Origin of the sequence: Marinomonas lutimaris (assembly GCF_019426345.1) — a bacterium.
Taxonomy (GTDB): Bacteria; Pseudomonadota; Gammaproteobacteria; order Pseudomonadales; family Marinomonadaceae; genus Marinomonas; species Marinomonas lutimaris.
Genome location: NZ_JAHLLW010000010.1, coordinates 42654 through 59765 on the forward strand (window position 1 = coordinate 42654; position 17112 = coordinate 59765).

16 protein-coding genes and 1 tRNA gene are annotated in these 17112 nt (G+C 43.0%); 3 read left to right on the forward strand and 14 right to left on the reverse strand.

The window, feature by feature from the left end; all coding sequences use genetic code 11:
- Positions 1–57: 57 nt before the first annotated feature.
- The 12 genes from truB to rlmE form a co-directional block, all read right to left on the reverse strand.
- Positions 58–984, reverse strand: a complete 927-nt coding sequence (gene truB, locus KPL72_RS12730; RefSeq protein ID WP_219703098.1) for a tRNA pseudouridine(55) synthase TruB — start codon at positions 982–984, stop codon at positions 58–60.
- A gap of 9 nt (positions 985–993) precedes the next feature.
- The gene (gene rbfA / locus KPL72_RS12735) at positions 994–1383 is read right to left on the reverse strand and encodes a 30S ribosome-binding factor RbfA (protein ID WP_012068746.1); all 390 of its coding nucleotides are present in this window, start codon (positions 1381–1383) and stop codon (positions 994–996) included.
- A 12-nt stretch (positions 1384–1395) separates the two neighbouring features.
- The gene (gene infB / locus KPL72_RS12740; RefSeq protein ID WP_212917896.1) at positions 1396–3969 is read right to left on the reverse strand and encodes a translation initiation factor IF-2; all 2574 of its coding nucleotides are present in this window, start codon (positions 3967–3969) and stop codon (positions 1396–1398) included.
- 26 nt (positions 3970–3995) lie between these two features.
- A complete protein-coding gene (nusA, locus tag KPL72_RS12745) occupies positions 3996–5486 on the reverse strand; it encodes a transcription termination factor NusA (protein WP_212917895.1) in 1491 nt (496 codons plus the stop codon).
- 28 nt (positions 5487–5514) lie between these two features.
- Positions 5515–5976 carry a ribosome maturation factor RimP gene (rimP, locus tag KPL72_RS12750; RefSeq protein ID WP_113916650.1) on the reverse strand — a complete coding sequence of 154 codons (462 nt, stop codon included), beginning with the start codon at positions 5974–5976 and terminating at the stop codon, positions 5515–5517.
- Positions 5977–6304: 328 nt separating this feature from the next.
- A tRNA-Leu gene (locus KPL72_RS12755) sits at positions 6305–6390 on the reverse strand.
- A 50-nt stretch (positions 6391–6440) separates the two neighbouring features.
- On the reverse strand, positions 6441–6794 hold the full coding sequence (secG, locus tag KPL72_RS12760; RefSeq protein WP_212917894.1) for a preprotein translocase subunit SecG: 354 nt from the start codon (positions 6792–6794) through the stop codon (positions 6441–6443).
- A 3-nt stretch (positions 6795–6797) separates the two neighbouring features.
- A complete protein-coding gene (gene tpiA, locus KPL72_RS12765) occupies positions 6798–7547 on the reverse strand; it encodes a triose-phosphate isomerase (RefSeq protein ID WP_219703100.1) in 750 nt (249 codons plus the stop codon).
- A gap of 89 nt (positions 7548–7636) precedes the next feature.
- On the reverse strand, positions 7637–8983 hold the full coding sequence (gene glmM, locus KPL72_RS12770) for a phosphoglucosamine mutase (RefSeq protein WP_212917892.1): 1347 nt from the start codon (positions 8981–8983) through the stop codon (positions 7637–7639).
- Entirely contained in the window at positions 8983–9816 is an 834-nt protein-coding gene (folP, locus tag KPL72_RS12775) for a dihydropteroate synthase (RefSeq protein WP_212917891.1), read from the reverse strand. The genes glmM and folP overlap by 1 nt, the downstream gene beginning before the upstream one ends.
- A 34-nt stretch (positions 9817–9850) precedes the next feature.
- On the reverse strand, positions 9851–11842 hold the full coding sequence (gene ftsH, locus KPL72_RS12780; protein WP_219703102.1) for an ATP-dependent zinc metalloprotease FtsH: 1992 nt from the start codon (positions 11840–11842) through the stop codon (positions 9851–9853).
- A 60-nt stretch (positions 11843–11902) separates the two neighbouring features.
- Positions 11903–12523, reverse strand: coding sequence for a 23S rRNA (uridine(2552)-2'-O)-methyltransferase RlmE (gene rlmE, locus KPL72_RS12785; RefSeq protein WP_212917889.1), 621 nt, complete (start codon positions 12521–12523; stop codon positions 11903–11905).
- Positions 12524–12622: 99 nt separating this feature from the next.
- On the opposite strand from rlmE, the gene KPL72_RS12790 reads away from it, so the two are divergent.
- Together KPL72_RS12790 and KPL72_RS12795 are read left to right on the forward strand one after the other, a co-directional pair.
- Positions 12623–12925, forward strand: a complete 303-nt coding sequence (locus KPL72_RS12790; RefSeq protein ID WP_012068736.1) for a YhbY family RNA-binding protein — start codon at positions 12623–12625, stop codon at positions 12923–12925.
- A 100-nt stretch (positions 12926–13025) separates the two neighbouring features.
- Positions 13026–13868, forward strand: coding sequence for a hypothetical protein (locus KPL72_RS12795; protein ID WP_219703104.1), 843 nt, complete (start codon positions 13026–13028; stop codon positions 13866–13868).
- Between the two features lie 93 nt (positions 13869–13961).
- On the opposite strand, the gene erpA is transcribed toward KPL72_RS12795, so the two are convergent.
- Together erpA and KPL72_RS12805 are read right to left on the reverse strand one after the other, a co-directional pair.
- Positions 13962–14309, reverse strand: coding sequence for an iron-sulfur cluster insertion protein ErpA (gene erpA / locus KPL72_RS12800; RefSeq protein WP_072840290.1), 348 nt, complete (start codon positions 14307–14309; stop codon positions 13962–13964).
- Between the two features lie 69 nt (positions 14310–14378).
- Positions 14379–15965 (reverse strand): peptide chain release factor 3, encoded by a 1587-nt coding sequence (locus KPL72_RS12805; RefSeq protein WP_212917887.1) that lies wholly within the window; start codon positions 15963–15965, stop codon positions 14379–14381.
- A gap of 371 nt (positions 15966–16336) precedes the next feature.
- Here KPL72_RS12805 and KPL72_RS12810 point away from each other — a divergent pair, with 371 nt between their 5' ends.
- Positions 16337–17101, forward strand: coding sequence for an ABC transporter ATP-binding protein (locus KPL72_RS12810; RefSeq protein ID WP_212917886.1), 765 nt, complete (start codon positions 16337–16339; stop codon positions 17099–17101).
- Positions 17102–17112: the final 11 nt, after the last annotated feature.

Genomic DNA, 17112 nt, shown 5'->3' on the forward strand with positions numbered 1-17112 from the left:
TTTCAGTCATCCTAAGTTTGCAAGTTTAACACTCTTTTTAGCAGAACTCACTGCTATTTATAAAGAGAACTCGCTAGTATTTACCAATCGATAAGGACGAATAAACGCACCTTTAATTTGCCCAAGACCTAAGAACCGCTGCGATCCCTGATCATACATTCTCACCACCGCCTCATGATCTAATGAAGCAGGACTCGGAATGGTTCGACCAAACATCATGTCCAGTGTATCCGCCTCAGGTAAATCGACTCTAGTGAAGTGCTCTACAGCGGTATCCATCGAAATTAGATGAGAATCTAATGCCTCATATCCTTGCTCTGCTATCGCTTCGAACTGCTCTAGTGTCATCATATTTTCAGGCAAATAACCTGCTGTCGAAATACGATGCAAAGAATGAAGATGCGCACCACAGCCTAACGCCTCTCCAATATCCTCACCAATGGTTCGAATATAAGTACCTTTGGAACACTGAATATCAAGAGTCAGTGTATCTTCGGTTCTCGAAACAAGAGTTAGATTTGAAATAGTAACGCGACGACGTTTCCTTTCTATAACGATGCCTTGACGGGCATATTCATACAAAGGCTTACCTTCATGCTTTAAAGCAGAATACATAGGAGGTATTTGCTCAATTTCACCACGAAATCCATCTAGAATTTCTTCAAGAGATTCATCTGTAAGGATAGGAATCAACTCTTCAGTTAATACCTCACCTTCACGATCACCGGTTGTGGTTCTTTTTCCCAACTGTATGCAGGTTAAATAACGCTTATTTGCATCCAATAAATATTGAGAGAATTTTGTCGCTTCTCCGAGACACAATGGCAACATTCCTGTTGCCAAAGGGTCAAGCGCCCCAGTATGTCCAGCTTTTGCCGCCTGGTAAAGGCGACGTACACGCTGCAGCGCTTGATTCGAACTCAAACCTATCGGCTTGTTCAGTAGGACGATACCGTCTACTGAACGCCATTTTGCTTTAACCATACGAACTTATTACTCGTCTTCGTTACCGTTTTTTGTCTCATCATCACGAATTGCTTCGTCAATCAGAGCAGACATGCGCGAACCATTAACAACACTCTGGTCGTAGTGGAAACGCAAATGCGGCATAACACGAAGTTTTACTTCTTGTGCTAAACGACGACGCAAGAACCCTTTTGCACTATCGAGTGCAGCTTGGTTCTCAGCCAATACTTCTGGCTGATCATCTTTACCAAGTACGGTGTAATAAATATCCGCATAGCCTAAATCTTTTGCTACACGTACTTCGTTGACAGTAACCAATCCTAAACGCGGATCTTTTACTTCAAACTGGATCAAGGACGCCAGCTCCTTTTGGAGCTGGTCACCAATCCGACTAGTACGACTAAATTCGCCTGCCATGATCTTGTCCTATTAAAGCGTACGCGCTACTTCGACGGTTTCAAAAACCTCGATCTTATCGCCTACTTTGACATCGTTGTAGTTCTTCACGCCGATACCACATTCCATACCGCGACTAACGTCGTTAACGGCATCTTTGAAACGACGAAGAGACTCAAGTTCACCTTCGTAAATAACAACATCATCACGCAATACACGAATCTGCTTGTTACGGTAAACCGTACCTTCAATAACCATACAGCCGGCAATCAAACCAAATTTAGGCGAACGGAACACATCACGTACTTCAGCCGTACCTTTGATGTCTTCACGAAGATCTGGCGACAACATGCCAGACAAGGCAGACTTAACATCATCAATGATGTTATAGATAACGCTGTAGTAGCGAAGATCGATGCTTTCGCGTTCGATAAACTGCTTAGCAGAGTTGTCAGCACGTACGTTGAAACCGAAGATAACGGCATCAGAAGCCAAAGCCAAGGTTGCATCCGTTTCGGTGATACCACCAACGCCACTAGAGACAACATTCACTTTCACTTCGTCAGTGTTCATATCAGTCAATGATTTAATCAAAGCTTCTAGAGAACCACGAACATCGGCTTTTAAAACAACATTCAAAGTACGAACTTCGTCTTTGCCCATTTCAGAGAACAAGTTCTCCAATTTAGCAGAGTGTTGACGAGCAAAGCGTACTTCACGGTATTTACCCTGACGGAAGTTAGCTACTTCACGCGCTTTACGCTCATCAGCAACAACGATGAACTCTTCACCAGCTTCTGGCGTTCCGTCAAGACCAAGAATCTCAACAGGAATAGATGGACCAGCAGAATCAATAGCCTTACCAGTTTCATCCAACAAAGCTCGAACGCGACCCATTTGAAGACCAGCCAACACTATGTCGCCCTTCTTCAAAGTACCGTTTTGCACAAGCAAGGTTGCAACAGAACCACGACCGCGATCAAGGCGAGCTTCCACAACAACACCTTTAGCTGGTGCGCTAGGAACAGCCGTCAACTCCAATACTTCAGCTTGTAAAAGAAGCGCTTCTAGCAGCTCTTCAATACCTTCGCCCGACTTAGCAGATACACCAACGAACTGGATGTCACCACCCCATTCTTCCGGCACAACTTCTTGCGCTACCAATTCGTTTTTAACACGATCGATATCAGCGCCTTCTTTATCTATCTTAGTCATGGCAACAACCATCGGCACGCCAGCAGCACGTGCGTGCTGGATTGCTTCGATTGTTTGCGGCATAACACCATCATCAGCAGCACAAACCAGGATAACAATGTCTGTTGCCTTAGCACCACGAGCACGCATAGAAGTAAACGCTGCGTGTCCAGGTGTATCCAAGAAACTGATCATGCCATGTGGTGTTTCTACATGGTATGCACCAATGTGCTGGGTAATACCACCAGACTCACCCGCAGCAACGCGAGTGGTACGAATGTAATCAAGTAGTGATGTTTTACCATGGTCAACGTGACCCATTACCGTAACTACTGGTGCGCGTTTAATTGCTTCACCTTGGTAGTCAATGGCTTCAATCATGTCATTTTCGACGGCATTCTCATCGATAAACTTAACCGTGTGACCCATTTCTTCAACAACCAAAGTCGCTGTATCACGATCAATTGTTTGGTTAATAGTCGCCATAGCGCCCATTTTAAACATGATCTTAATAACTTCAGCGCCTTTCACTGCCATTTTTTCAGCAAGGTCAGCAACAGTAATGCTTTCTGGTAATGCTACTTCGTGAATCATTTTAGCTGTAGGCTTTTGGAAACCATGTTCTTGTTTAGATGGCTTCTTATTCTTACGACCCAATTTACCACGACGAGTAAATTCATCTTCGTCATTCACATTGACGCGTGAAGTACGTTTGTTATCTGGGTTTACGCGTCCACGAGGTTTGTCTTTATCTTTGTCGTTATCATGTCTAACCGGACCTTTTTTACCTTTAGGTGCAACAGTAGATTTTTTACTATCCATTGCTGGTTGAGACACTTTTTTCGCCGCTTTAGGCTGCTTCGGTGATTCCACGGGTTCTGCCGCTCCTGTATCGGAAACATACTGCTCCGTTTCATTGACCGCGCCAGCATCCGCTACGACGTTTTTCACCGCTGCTTCTTGACGCGCTTTTTCTTCGGCTTCAGCCTTCGCTTTGGCCGCCTTCTCTTCTTCTAACTTACGCTCTGCTTCAAGACGAGCTTTTTCTTGTGCCAAACGCTCTTGCTCTTCTGCAAGACGCTTCGCTAACTCTTCTTTCTGTTGAGCTTCTTCATCAGCATCATCACGCTTAACATAAGTACGCTTTTTCTTAACAGCAATATTGACGGCTTTTCCACCATCGCCACGAGACAAAGTGCTTGTCGTCTTACGCTGCAAGGTAATACGTTGGCTATTATCGCCTTCTTCGCCATGTTGACGCTTCAAATAATTCAATAGAGCTTGCTTTTCAACTTCAGAGACTTCTTGACTTGCACTCGTTTGAGGTAAGCCAGCGTCTTTCATCTGAGCTAGTAGCTTATCGACTGGTGTATTTACCAGCTCGGATAGTATCTTTACGGTTTGAACTGTCATTAAGTTCCCCCTTATGTACTCAGATTTTATTCAGATTCAGTAAACCAAGGTGCGCGAGCAGTCAAAATAAGACGACCTGCACGCTCTTCAGTCATACCTTCAACGTCAAGCAATTCATCAACCGATTGTTCAGCCAAATCTTCCATAGTGATCACACCCATAGAAGCAAGGACCAAAGCAAGGTGATTATCCATTCCTTCCATCGCCAATAAGTCGGCAGCAGGTTTGGCATCGTCTAATTGCTCTTCAGCCTGAAGCGCTTGATTCAGCAAGGCTTCTTTTGCACGTGAACGTAGTTCGTTTACTAAATCTTCATCAAATCCGTCGATGTCTAACATTTCTTCCATTGGGATATAAGCGACTTCTTCTAAAGAAGTAAATCCCTCATCAACCATCTGGATCGCCAAATCATCATCGATATCTAATCCATTAACAAAGATATCAATCAGCTTTTGCGACTCTTCTTGTTGCTTAGCTTCTGCATCTTCGCTGGTCATTACATTCAAAGACCAACCAGTCAAAGTGGACGCCAAACGAACATTTTGACCGTTGCGGCCAATCGCTTGCGCTAAATTATCACTCTTAACTGCTACATCCATTGAATGCGCATCTTCATCAATAACAATAGAATCTACTTCTGCAGGCGCCATTGCGTTGATCACTAGCTGAGCTGGGTTATCATCCCACAATACGATATCGACGCGCTCACCATTCATCTCGTTAGAGACAGCTTGCACGCGCGCACCGCGCATACCAACACAAGCACCGATTGGGTCAATACGGCGATCGTTTGTTTTCACAGCAATTTTGGCACGTAGACCAGGATCACGCGCTGCACCACGAATTTCGATAACTTCTTCAGAAATTTCTGGCACTTCGAGGCGGAACAATTCGATCATGAACGCTGGCGCGTTACGAGAAAGAATCAATTGCGCACCACGGCTATCATCGCGAATTTCAAGCAACAACGCACGAATACGGTCATTCATTCTGAAGCTTTCACGAGCGATCAATTGATCTTTTGGTAATGACGCTTCCGCGTTTTCACCAAGATCGATGATCAAGCTATCACGAGTCACTTTTTTCACTTGACCATGAACAAGCTTGCCAACTTTTTCTGTATACAACGCCACCATTTTAGCGCGTTCAGCTTCTCGTACTTTTTGCACGATAACTTGTTTTGCTGTTTGAGCAGCAATACGACCGAACACTTCAGACTCAACTTCTTCTTCATAAATCTCGCCAATAGGCACGCCAAGATTTTGCTCTTCAGAATCATCGATTGTTAATTCAAACGCTGGTGCAGAATAATCTTCATCTGCAACAATGTGCCATTGGCGGTAAGTTTTATAATCGCCTGTACGCTGATCAATAGAGACACGAATTAATGCGTCTTCTTCAAAACGGCGTTTGGCAGCACTAGCTAAAGCAATTTCAACGGCTTCGAAAATAACTTGTTTCGGAACATCTTTCTCGTTGGAAACGGCTTCCACTACCAAAAGAATTTCTTTGCTCATCCTTTTAGCCTCTCTTCAAGGTTAATTTTTAAAATTGTGGAACAACATTTGCCTTGTCGATCAAATCAATAGGCAATAAGTATTCTTCTTGATCTACGCGAATAACAATATCTTCGCTTTCGATCCCCATTAGTTGCCCTTTAAATTTACGACGGCCATCAAAAGGCACACGCAAACGCAAAGAAACAATAGAACCGATATAAGCCTGATATTGAGCCAAACTGAATAAAGGCCGATCTAAACCTGGTGACGATACTTCTAGGTTGTATTCCCCTGTAATTGGGTCTTCAACATCTAGAATAGAACTAACTTGACGGCTAACGCGGGCGCAATCTTCTACATCAATCCCTTTTTCATCATCCGTTTCAATATAAATACGAAGTACAGAATCCTTACCTAAAGATAAGTATTCCATCCCCCAAAACTCAAACCCTAAACCTTCAACGACTGGTCGAATAAGTTCTTCTAAAATCGTATATTTTGCTGACAATCGTTTTCTCCGAAAACCAATTTTGTAAAACGCAGAAACAAAAAACGGGCTCAAGGCCCATTTCCATTTATAAACAGTCACAGTACAGATAACAAAAAACCCCATATAGGGGTTCTCAGCACTCTGCTCAAATAAAACTGAGAGAGCATCCTTCATAAAGAAGGTCGTCAATCCTGACACTAAATACCAAGAACAAACTGGTGCGGATACCTAAACTAGGAAAACCATGAGAAGAATATCTTTTTAAAAGAACTCAAATCTCGACAAACCAGATCATTCTGCATCAATATCCCGACATCATACACAGAATACGACATCATTTCAAGATTGGTGCGGATGGGGGGACTCGAACCCCCACGAGCAAAGCTCACCACCCCCTCAAGGTGGCGCGTCTACCAATTCCGCCACATCCGCAAAACACTACACTACTAACAAAAACACTTTTAGAACAATGCAACTAAATATTATTCAGTTACAGGCAAGTCCGATGATGTTTTTTTCTTCTCACCAAGCTCAGGCAAACCCACTGTTTCATCAACCTGAGGAGCCGAAGGAACAAAATCAAGCGCACCTGAAACACTTTTTGCCTGTTCACTGGCAAAATAAGCCAGACCAAAGCTAGTCAAAAAGAAAACTAATGCAAACACTGCAGTCATTTTCCCAAAGAAACTACCACCACCTTGGCTACCAAATACAGTTTGGGACGCACCACCACCAAAAGAGGCGCCAGCGTCCGCACCCTTGCCTTGCTGCAACAAAACCAACGCGATAATAACTACCGCCGCCAGTACATGCAAAACTAAAATTAGTGCTTCCATCAATTAACCTGCTGTTTTTACAATCGCGATAAATTCTTTTGCATCAAGAGATGCACCACCAACAAGAGCACCATCTACATCAGGCATTTGAAACAAAGCCGAGCTGGTTGATGCCTTAACACTTCCACCATACAAAATCTGCACTTTTTGAGATACAGATTCTGACGATTTTGCCAAAAAGGCTCTAATAGAACTATGAACTTCTTGAGCCTGCTCCGCACTTGCAGACAAACCAGTTCCTATTGCCCATACCGGCTCATAAGCAATAACCATCTGCTCAAATGACACAATACCAACAACATCAATCACTGCCTGAAGCTGCTGCTCGCATACTCCAAGCGTCTTGCCTGACTCTCGCTCAGCCAATGTTTCACCGATACATAACATTGGAGTCAGACCAGAATCTAAAACTGCCTTTACTTTAGAAGCAACAAGCTCATTGGTTTCACCATAAAGAGAACGCCGCTCTGAATGACCAAGCAATACATACTTAACCCCAAAGTCACCCAACATTGAAGTGGACACTTCACCTGTGTAGGCGCCTTTAACTTCTTGACTCACATTCTGCGCAGCTAAAACAATACTGCTGTCAGATATTAAATCATTAACTTGTGACAAATAGGGAAAAGATGGAGCAACAACCACTTCAGAGTTAGAATCTTCCATCTCAAGCAAGCCATTAATCAGCGAAACAATAGACTCTTTAGAGCCATTCATTTTCCAGTTACCAGCCACTATCTTTTGACGAATCATATTCTAACCCCTAAATTCGAGGCGCCCATTCTATGGAATGGGCGCTTTGGTTTCAAGTATTTATTGTTATTCAACACATAAAATTCGTTTTATGCGTTCGCTTTTGCAGAAACGACAGAATTAACTTCTTCAACTAAATATTCAACAAGCTCATCGACAGTATCATCATCTCGACCTTCGACCATAACTCTAATCAAAGGCTCAGTACCAGAGGCCCTAAGCAATACACGCCCCAAGCCATTTAAACGCTCGTTTGCCACCGCGATTGCCTTTTGCAAAGCCGGCTCTTCATTTGGAATAAAGCGCTTAGCCACACGGATGTTTTTCAATTTTTGCGGAAATTTAACCAAACCAACTAAAAGCTCATCGAGCGCCTTACCCTCTTCAACCATGGCGCGAAGCACCTGAAGCGCAGCAATGATACCATCACCTGTTGTCGTAATTGAACGACATACGATATGGCCAGATGGCTCACCACCCAACACCCAACCATGCTGCATCAACTTTTCATTCACATAACGATCTCCAACCGCAGCGCGACTAAAACCAATACCCGTTTCAGAGAAAGCCAACTCTAAACCAAAGTTACTCATCAGAGTACCAACAACACCACCACTAAAGCGCCCAGTACGCATCAAATGATTGGCGATAATATATAGAATATCATCACCATCGCGCACCACACCGTGACGATCGACCAATATTAAGCGATCACCATCACCATCCAGAGCAATGCCAAGATCAGCCTCTTCCGCCAAGACGTTTTTGCGCAACAACTCAGGCTTAGTTGCCCCACTAAATTCATTAATATTCAAACCGTCAGGATTAACACCAATAGGAACAACTTCCGCACCCAACTCAGAGAATACTCGAGGGGCTACGTGATAAGTAGCACCATCAGCACAGTCAACAACAATCTTAAGACCACTTAACTGCAAGCCAATAGGAAATGTACCTTTACAATATTCGATATAACGCCCAGCAGCATCATCAATACGCTTAGCTCTACCTATAAGACTAGACTCAACCACTACCATTGGCTGCTCAAGAAAGTATTCAATGCGCTCCTCTATCTCATCAGAGATTTTGCCACCTTCAGCAGAAAAGAACTTAATGCCGTTATCCGTATAAGGATTATGAGATGCACTAATAACAATACCCGCACTTGCACGAAATGTACGTGTTAAATAGGCAATTGCAGGTGTAGGCATAGGGCCAACCAAACGCACATCCGCTCCTGCAGCAACAATGCCAGACTCAAGCGCAGATTCGAACATATAGCCAGAAATACGAGTATCTTTGCCTATCAGGATTTTTTTATCATTTTCTTTAAAAACTTGGCCAGCCGCCCAACCAAGCTTAAGCATAAACTCTGGCGTAATTGGTGTCGTACCGACTTTTCCACGAATTCCATCTGTACCAAAATACTTACGCATTAAATCTCTCTCTCAATACGAGACATTAACGCCAACATTTCAACATGCGGCCTAACGTCATGAACTCTAAAAATACGAGCACCCTTCAAGTAAGCAGAAGCATTTGCTCCCATAGTACCATATAAGCGCTCTTCAACAGGCAAACCTAAAGCCTCTCCTATCATAGTCTTTCTCGATAGACCGATAAGAACCTCAAAACCCATACCTTTGAACACTTCAGTGTGCTTCAGCAACAATAAATTATGCGCTAGCGTTTTCCCAAACCCAATACCAGGATCCAAAATAAGGCGAGAACGGTGAATCCCCATCAACTCGCACTGAACTACTCTTGACATCAAATAGCTCATCACATCATCAACTACTGATACATAATCAGGTCGATCCTGCATCGTTTGTGGCATACCTTTCATGTGCATCAAACAAATGGGCAAATTAGTTTCAGCTGCAGCCAGCAAAGCCCCTTCGCGCTCAAGCGCCCTAACATCGTTTATCAACCCCATTCCAAGCAGAGCGGCTCCCCGAATAACCTCTGTCGTACTAGTATCTACAGACACAACAATATCGAAGCGTTTTTTTATTGCTTCAACAATAGGCAATACACGATCCAACTCTTGCTGAATAGAAACAGGCGCCGCACCGGGACGAGTTGACTCTCCGCCAACATCAATAATACTAGCACCTTCTTGAATCATCTTTTCAGATTGACGCAAAGCGGCATCTAAGGAGTTAAAAGCACCGCCATCAGAAAACGAATCCGGCGTAACATTTAATATCCCCATTACATGAGGAAGGGACAAGTCTAGCGACTTGTCCCCAAAAGGCATTAACGACATGAAAAAACCATATCAAAAAATTAACAGTTCGAAGTTACTCACCTGCAGGCTTAGGCGAGGCCTGACCTGAGTCAGAATCAAGATCACCTGACTCCACCTCACCTTCAGTAGAGCCAACATCAGATGAAGCAACAACGCCATCGTTCACTTTATCTGCATCATCACCTTTCGGAGCATTAGCACCAGGATCAGACCAACCCTCAGGAGCAGAAGGCTTCTTACCATCCATAATTTCTTTAATTTGCTTAGCATCAATTGTCTCATACTGCATCAAGGCTTCCGCCATCACATCCAGCTTAGGACGATTCTCAACTAATATAGTTGTCGCTTTTTCATAGCAACGACTAATAATGTCTTGAACTTCAGCATCAATAATCTTGCCAGTTTCAGGTGAAAAATAGTTTGCTTTGCTTCCGGTTGGCCCAGAAATATAGCTACCACTATTATCATCTTCTTCATATGCGAATGGACCAAGTTTTTCAGACAAGCCCCATTTAGTCACCATATTACGAGCAATACTCGTTGCACGCTCAATATCATTTGATGCGCCCGTAGAAACACCATCAAAGCCATGAATCATTTCTTCAGCAATACGACCGCCGTACAAACTACAAACCTGACTTTCAAGACCGCGCTTACTAATACTGTATTTATCCTCTTCAGGTAAATACATAGTGACACCAAGAGCTCGACCTCGAGGAATAATCGACACTTTGTAAACCGGATCATGCTCAGGCATCAAGTAACCAATAATAGTATGACCAGCTTCATGGTAAGCAGTATTAAGCTTTTCTTTATCGCTCATCACCATGGTTTTACGTTCAGCACCCATGAGGATTTTATCTTTCGCTAACTCAAGTTGTTCCATATTCACTAATCTACGATTAGAGCGAGCCGCAAACAATGCTGCCTCGTTGACCAAGTTAGCTAAATCCGCACCAGAGAAACCTGGCGTACCACGGGCAATGTTTTTTGGCTCAACATCATCATCGCAAGGCACTTTGCGCAAATGCACTTTTAGAATCTGTTCACGACCACGAATATCTGGCAAACCTACCTGTACTTGACGGTCAAAACGACCAGGACGAAGCAAAGCTGGATCCAATACGTCTGGACGGTTTGTCGCAGCAATAACGATAATACCTTCGTTACCTTCAAAACCATCCATTTCAACCAATAACTGGTTCAATGTTTGCTCACGCTCATCGTTGCCACCGCCCATACCGGAACCACGGTTACGACCCACGGCATCAATCTCATCAATGAAGATGATGCATGGTGCATGCTTTTTAGCTTGTTCAAACATGTCACGGACACGAGAAGCACCAACACCAACAAACATTTCAACGAAGTCAGAACCAGAAATAGTAAAGAACGGCACTTTTGCTTCACCGGCAATCGCCTTAGCAAGCAAAGTTTTACCTGTACCTGGAGGCCCGCACATCAAGATACCGCGAGGGATTTTACCACCTAGGCGCTGAAATTTACTCGGCTCACGAAGGAAGTCCACCAACTCAGATGTGTCTTCTTTTGCCTCATCACAACCAGCAACATCTGCAAAAGTTGTTTTAATCTGATCTTCAGGTAAAAGTCGTGCTTTAGACTTACCAAAAGACATTGGACCACCCTTACCACCGCCACCGCCTTGCATTTGGCGCATGAAAAACATGAAAATGGCAAGAATAAGAAGAATAGGAAAACTGGCAACTAATAGTTGAGTCCAAATACTTTGCTGCTCAGGCATACGCCCTTCAACAACAACATTATTACTAAGCAAATCATCCATTATTTTTGGATCAGCTGCCGCAGGACGCACTGTATCAAAAGTGTCGCCACTAGTTCGGCTGCCGCTAATGGTGTAACCATCAACAACTACTTTAGCTATACGCCCATCTTGGACCTCTTTCACAAACTCAGAATAAGAAATTCGATTTGTGTCAGATGTCGTATTAAAGTTATTAAACACAGTTAGTAGTACAGCAGCTATTACCAACCACAACAGTATATTTTTCAGCATATCGTTCAAGAGCACACCTCTTAACGGTTATTTTAAATGTCTCTGGCAATCATACCAGAACATATCCCATTAACCTTTATATTGTCTTCCTAATAAGTAAACTTCGCGACTTCTTGCTCGCGATGCATCCGGCTTACGTGTCACCACAGAATCAAATTGAGCCCGCATGGTTTTGAGATATTCTTCAAATCCCTCCCCCTGAAACACTTTTACCAGAAAATTCCCACCTGGACGTAGCACTTGAGACGCCATATCCAAAGCAAGTTCTACAAGATACATAGCTTGTGGCTGATCAGAAGAACTGTTACCACTCATATTGGGGGCCATATCCGAAATTACAAGATCTGCTTTCTTATCTCCAATTTCAGCCAAAATCGCCTCGTACACTTCTTGCTCAGTAAAATCCCCCTGAACAAAACTTACACCAGGCAAAGGCGCCATCTCTAAAATATCAGAAGCCACAATAGTCCCGTTATCACCCACCAGCTTTGCCGCCACTTGAGACCAACCACCAGGAGCAGCACCAAGATCAACAACACGCATCGCAGGTCTAAATAACTTGTCCTTGTCATTAATCTCTATGAGCTTATAACTCGCTCTAGAGCGATAACCATCTTGTTGGGATTTTTTGACATACGGATCGTCAAAATGTTCCTTCATCCAATTATTACTACTTTTTGATCTTGCCACGTTTTCATCATACCTAAATCAGTCAATATTCCGCTATAATATCGCTTAACCTCTTAAGCCTCCAATAAAGAGGGTCAACTAATATGAGAAATTTTTACTATGAGTCTTACAAACGCCCAAAAAAAGCAATATCGCCTAATCGGCCACGCACTTAATCCTGTGGTTATGATTGCGGGCAACGGTTTAACAGAAACCGTTCTCACTGAAATCGATCGTGCTCTTGAAGATCACGAGCTGATTAAAATACGCATCAGCATTACGGATCGCGAAGTTCGCACCGCACTGATTGAAGAAATTAATAAAATAATGAAGTCTGAAACCGTGCAAACCATTGGTAAAGTAGCACTTTTCTACCGCGCTGCTTTAAAACCAAACCCAAAATTGTCTAACTTACTTCGTTAAAAAAACTTAGAGATAGTCTTTTTTGAGTAAAAAACAGACTATCTCTAAACTCTTCAAAAATACGGCCGATACCTTTGACAGCTAACAAAGGAGTCGTACCATGCTATTTATAGAGGCACTCAATAGAGCCAGCACTCAGCCGAATGAAAAAAAGTTGATTTCTAGAGCCAAATATCGCCCTATAATCAGCAATAAAGACTCTGTCGACTTAAGCTCTGCCGCACACCAAGTAAAGGAAATACATTTAGATAGCCAAACCAAATCACCACTCACTGCATCAACAAGTGTTTTTGCCAACCTTATTGAGCACGTATTGAGCCATCTTATAAACACCAATGCGCACTTACATTCCCCAGAAGAGCTTAATTTAGACACAAAAGACTGGAAACTCTTTCTACAAGTCCCACCAATGACAAAAGAGAAGGACAACAAATCAGTAGAATATGTTGCACCAGAAGTGTTGCAGCGGCCACCAGCCAAACAACTTATATTCCATATTCCAGTAAAGCCGTCATACGGCATCCCTATAGAAATGACACTATTGCTGTCGCCTCATAACGGCTCACCTGAAGCACCAAGCATCTTCTACACTTTCCCTAAGGAAAACTGGTTGCCAGTATTGCGTACACCCTACCCACCAGAATTTCTTGAACAGCAAATCACTCATTATCACATACTGCTTGATCAAGATGGCGAACCAGACCAGCTGTCCTCCCTCTACACGCACATTAATCAAAGCAGAGTGATGAGCGAAGACACATTTTCACCACAAACTTTCGGCCTACGAATTTGGAGAGCAAAGAACAACGCCTTAACACCTGTTGTTTTAGGGGATAGTCAGATTGGCTTATTATTTGTTGGCCATTTCAAACCGATTGAAGGCAATCCGATCAGCGAAGAAGAAAGAGCCCGGCAAGCGAGCAACCTTTATACAAAGGCCTAAGTCGCATTTCATGCAATAAAAAAACCCTTCATGCAATTCGCATGAAGGGTTTATTTTTTATCGACGAACTTAATGAACTTTTAAGGCCGAGTGCTAAACACTAAAGCTCGCACCACAACCACATGTAGAGGTGGCATTAGGATTTTGCACTACGAAGCGCGAACCTTCTAAGTTTTCTTTATAGTCCACTTCCGATCCAACAAGATACTGGAAGCTTAACGGATCAACAACCAAAGTGACTCCATTACGCTTTACTTCTGTATCGTCTTCTTGATGCTCTTCATCAAACGTAAAACCATACTGAAAGCCGGAACAACCGCCCCCCGTCACATAAACACGCAACATGAGTCGATCATTTTCTTCTTCTTCAATTAACGATTGCAGCTTTGCCGCTGCAGCGTCTGTAAATTCAATAGGATCAATCGATTCAACCATGCTCATTCCACTACCACTAAAACCATTTCGATAAATGAATTATCCGCTTATCCTAGTAATTTAGTCAAGTATTGATCAGTGCTCACGAGTAGAACGGAAACGCACCTGAGGCCATTTCTCTTCCGCCATCATCAAATTCACTCGCGTTGGTGCCAGATAAGTCAAATGCCCACCACCATCAATGGCTAAGTTATCACGACATTTATTCTTAAATTCTTCAAACTTCTTAGCATCGTCACATTCAACCCAACGAGCCGTATTAACATTAACCGGCTCGTAAATACATTCCACCTTGTATTCATCTTTTAAGCGATAAGCAACAACTTCATATTGCAACTGACCAACAGCACCAACAATAAGTTCGTTGTTACGTTGAGGCATAAACAGCTGGGTAGAGCCTTCTTCAGAAAGCTGCTGCAAGCCTTTTTGCAAGGCTTTCATTTTCATCGGATCTTTTAAGCGTACACGGCGGAATAACTCAGGCGCAAAATGAGGAATACCAGTGAACTTTAAATCCTCACCTTCCGTAAAAGTATCACCTATCTGAATCGTACCATGGTTATGCAAACCGATAATATCACCAGAGAAAGCCTCTTCAACACCCTCACGATCACCTGCTGTGAAAGATACCGCATCAGTCACCTTAATATCTTTACCAATACGGCAATGACGCATTTTCATACCACGATTATATGTCCCTGAGCACACTCTCATAAACGCAATACGGTCACGGTGCTTAGGATCCATGTTAGCCTGGATTTTAAAAATAAAGCCGGAAAACTTTTCTTCCTTTGCTTCAACTTTGCGGCTATTGGTTTCGCGATCAATAGGAGCTGGCGCCCATTCCACAAAACCATCGAGCATTTCACGAACACCAAAATTAGAAAGCGCAGTACCGAAAAATACTGGCGTCAACTCACCTGCTAAATAAGCAGCATGATCAAATTCATGGCTCGCACCACGAACCAGTTCGATTTCATCGACATAAGCTTCCCAATCATCACCAAGCAATTCTTTTGCTTCGTCAGACTGTAGACCTTCGATACGAATATCGTCCATCAATGTATGACCACGACCACGAACAAACACATGGATAGTATCTGTATAAAGGTTATAAACCCCCTTAAAGAAATCGCTCATACCAATCGGCCACGTAATCGGTGCGGCAGCGATTTTTAGGACTTCTTCTACTTCATCTAACAATTCAATAGGATCACGAATATCGCGGTCCATTTTGTTGATGAAAGTCAAAATAGGCGTATCACGTAAACGACAAACGTCCATCAATTTGATAGTACGGTCCTCTACCCCTTTTGCGCCGTCAATGATCATCAATACCGAATCAACCGCAGTAAGTGTACGGTAAGTATCTTCCGAGAAATCTTCGTGCCCAGGTGTATCAAGCAAATTCACAGTACGATCTTTGTATGGGAACTGCATCACTGAAGAGGTAATTGAGATACCACGCTGCTTCTCCATCGCCATCCAATCAGATGTCGCGTGCTTATCACCTTTACGGCCTTTTACGGAACCCGCTGTTTGAATAAGCTGACCAAGCAACAAAAGCTTTTCAGTGATGGTTGTTTTACCTGCGTCAGGGTGGGAGATTATAGCAAAGGTTCTTCGTTCGCTTACTTCGTTGAGAAAATTCTGGTCTGCCATTAAAGTGTTCTTTTAAGTTATACGCGGGTTCTACAAGCACTCGACATAAAAGCCAATACTCAACCCCGTTATGTTAATCGTGATTTCATTACGGCTATTTTCGCTGATCTCGGCCTTATAAACAATCAATGCCTATGGAATTAATCACTATTTAAACTTTCATGCGATAACCACCTAACATCCTCTGCATAGCACAACAGCAGATAATCAACACATACCCACCAAGAAAATCAAAAGTTAAATTTACAAATGATTTGCATTACCATTATCAACAACAATAAAATAACATCCCGTTAGAGTTTCAGTACAAAGCCTCAAATGCGGGTATAAGCACGATAAATCATCGATTTAAAATAGTAGAGCCTTAAAAAATGATAGAGTCTAGAGAACTGCAGTTTAGTATCGGTGACCGTTCACTATTAAAAAACTTTTCAATGTCATTTGAGCCAGGGAAAATTTACGCTCTGGTTGGTCACAATGGTTCTGGCAAATCGACTCTTTTAAAACTCCTTGCTCAGCAACAAAAACCAACAGCTGGCAATATTTTGTTAGACAGCAAATCTATTACTTCTTGGTCTCAAAAAAAGTTTGCTCAGCAAATAGCGTACCTTCCTCAACAAACACCTTCTACAGACAGTCTTTCTGGAAGAGATCTTGTTAGCTTTGGTCGCTATCCTTGGCATGGATTACTCGGACGACTAAACAAAGAAGATCAACAATACATTGACGAGGCAATGGAACTAACCGATACAACAGGCTATGCCGATCGGTTGGTTGACACCTTATCAGGAGGTGAGCGCCAGCGCTTATGGTTGGCTATGTTATTGGCCCAACAAACACAATATCTACTTCTCGATGAACCTCTTTCGGCACTCGATATCGCACACCAAGTTGATATGCTCAATCTCATAAAAACACTCAGTGAAAAACTCAACTTAGGCGTTATTATCGTCATCCACGACATCAATATGGCGGCACGCTTTTGTGACCATATTGTGGCACTTCACAGCGGTGAAATGATTGCTTCGGGCTCTGTAGAGAGCATTTTTAACCAAGATCAATTGCAAAAAATTTATGGTATCAAGATGCATATCTCTGAACACCCAGCCGGCTACCCAGTTGCTATGCCCTACTGATGAAAAAAGAC

Coding starts and splice junctions, on each gene's coding strand:
- truB (WP_219703098.1), bottom strand. CDS start 984: ATGGTTAAAGCAAAATGGCGTTCAGTAGACGGTATCGTCCTACTGAAC.
- rbfA (WP_012068746.1), bottom strand. CDS start 1,383: ATGGCAGGCGAATTTAGTCGTACTAGTCGGATTGGTGACCAGCTCCAA.
- infB (WP_212917896.1), bottom strand. CDS start 3,969: ATGACAGTTCAAACCGTAAAGATACTATCCGAGCTGGTAAATACACCA.
- nusA (WP_212917895.1), bottom strand. CDS start 5,486: ATGAGCAAAGAAATTCTTTTGGTAGTGGAAGCCGTTTCCAACGAGAAA.
- secG (WP_212917894.1), bottom strand. CDS start 6,794: ATGGAAGCACTAATTTTAGTTTTGCATGTACTGGCGGCGGTAGTTATT.
- tpiA (WP_219703100.1), bottom strand. CDS start 7,547: ATGATTCGTCAAAAGATAGTGGCTGGTAACTGGAAAATGAATGGCTCT.
- glmM (WP_212917892.1), bottom strand. CDS start 8,983: ATGCGTAAGTATTTTGGTACAGATGGAATTCGTGGAAAAGTCGGTACG.
- folP (WP_212917891.1), bottom strand. CDS start 9,816: ATGTCGTTAATGCCTTTTGGGGACAAGTCGCTAGACTTGTCCCTTCCT.
- KPL72_RS12790 (WP_012068736.1), top strand. CDS start 12,623: ATGAGTCTTACAAACGCCCAAAAAAAGCAATATCGCCTAATCGGCCAC.
- KPL72_RS12795 (WP_219703104.1), top strand. CDS start 13,026: ATGCTATTTATAGAGGCACTCAATAGAGCCAGCACTCAGCCGAATGAA.
- erpA (WP_072840290.1), bottom strand. CDS start 14,309: ATGAGCATGGTTGAATCGATTGATCCTATTGAATTTACAGACGCTGCA.
- KPL72_RS12805 (WP_212917887.1), bottom strand. CDS start 15,965: ATGGCAGACCAGAATTTTCTCAACGAAGTAAGCGAACGAAGAACCTTT.
- KPL72_RS12810 (WP_212917886.1), top strand. CDS start 16,337: ATGATAGAGTCTAGAGAACTGCAGTTTAGTATCGGTGACCGTTCACTA.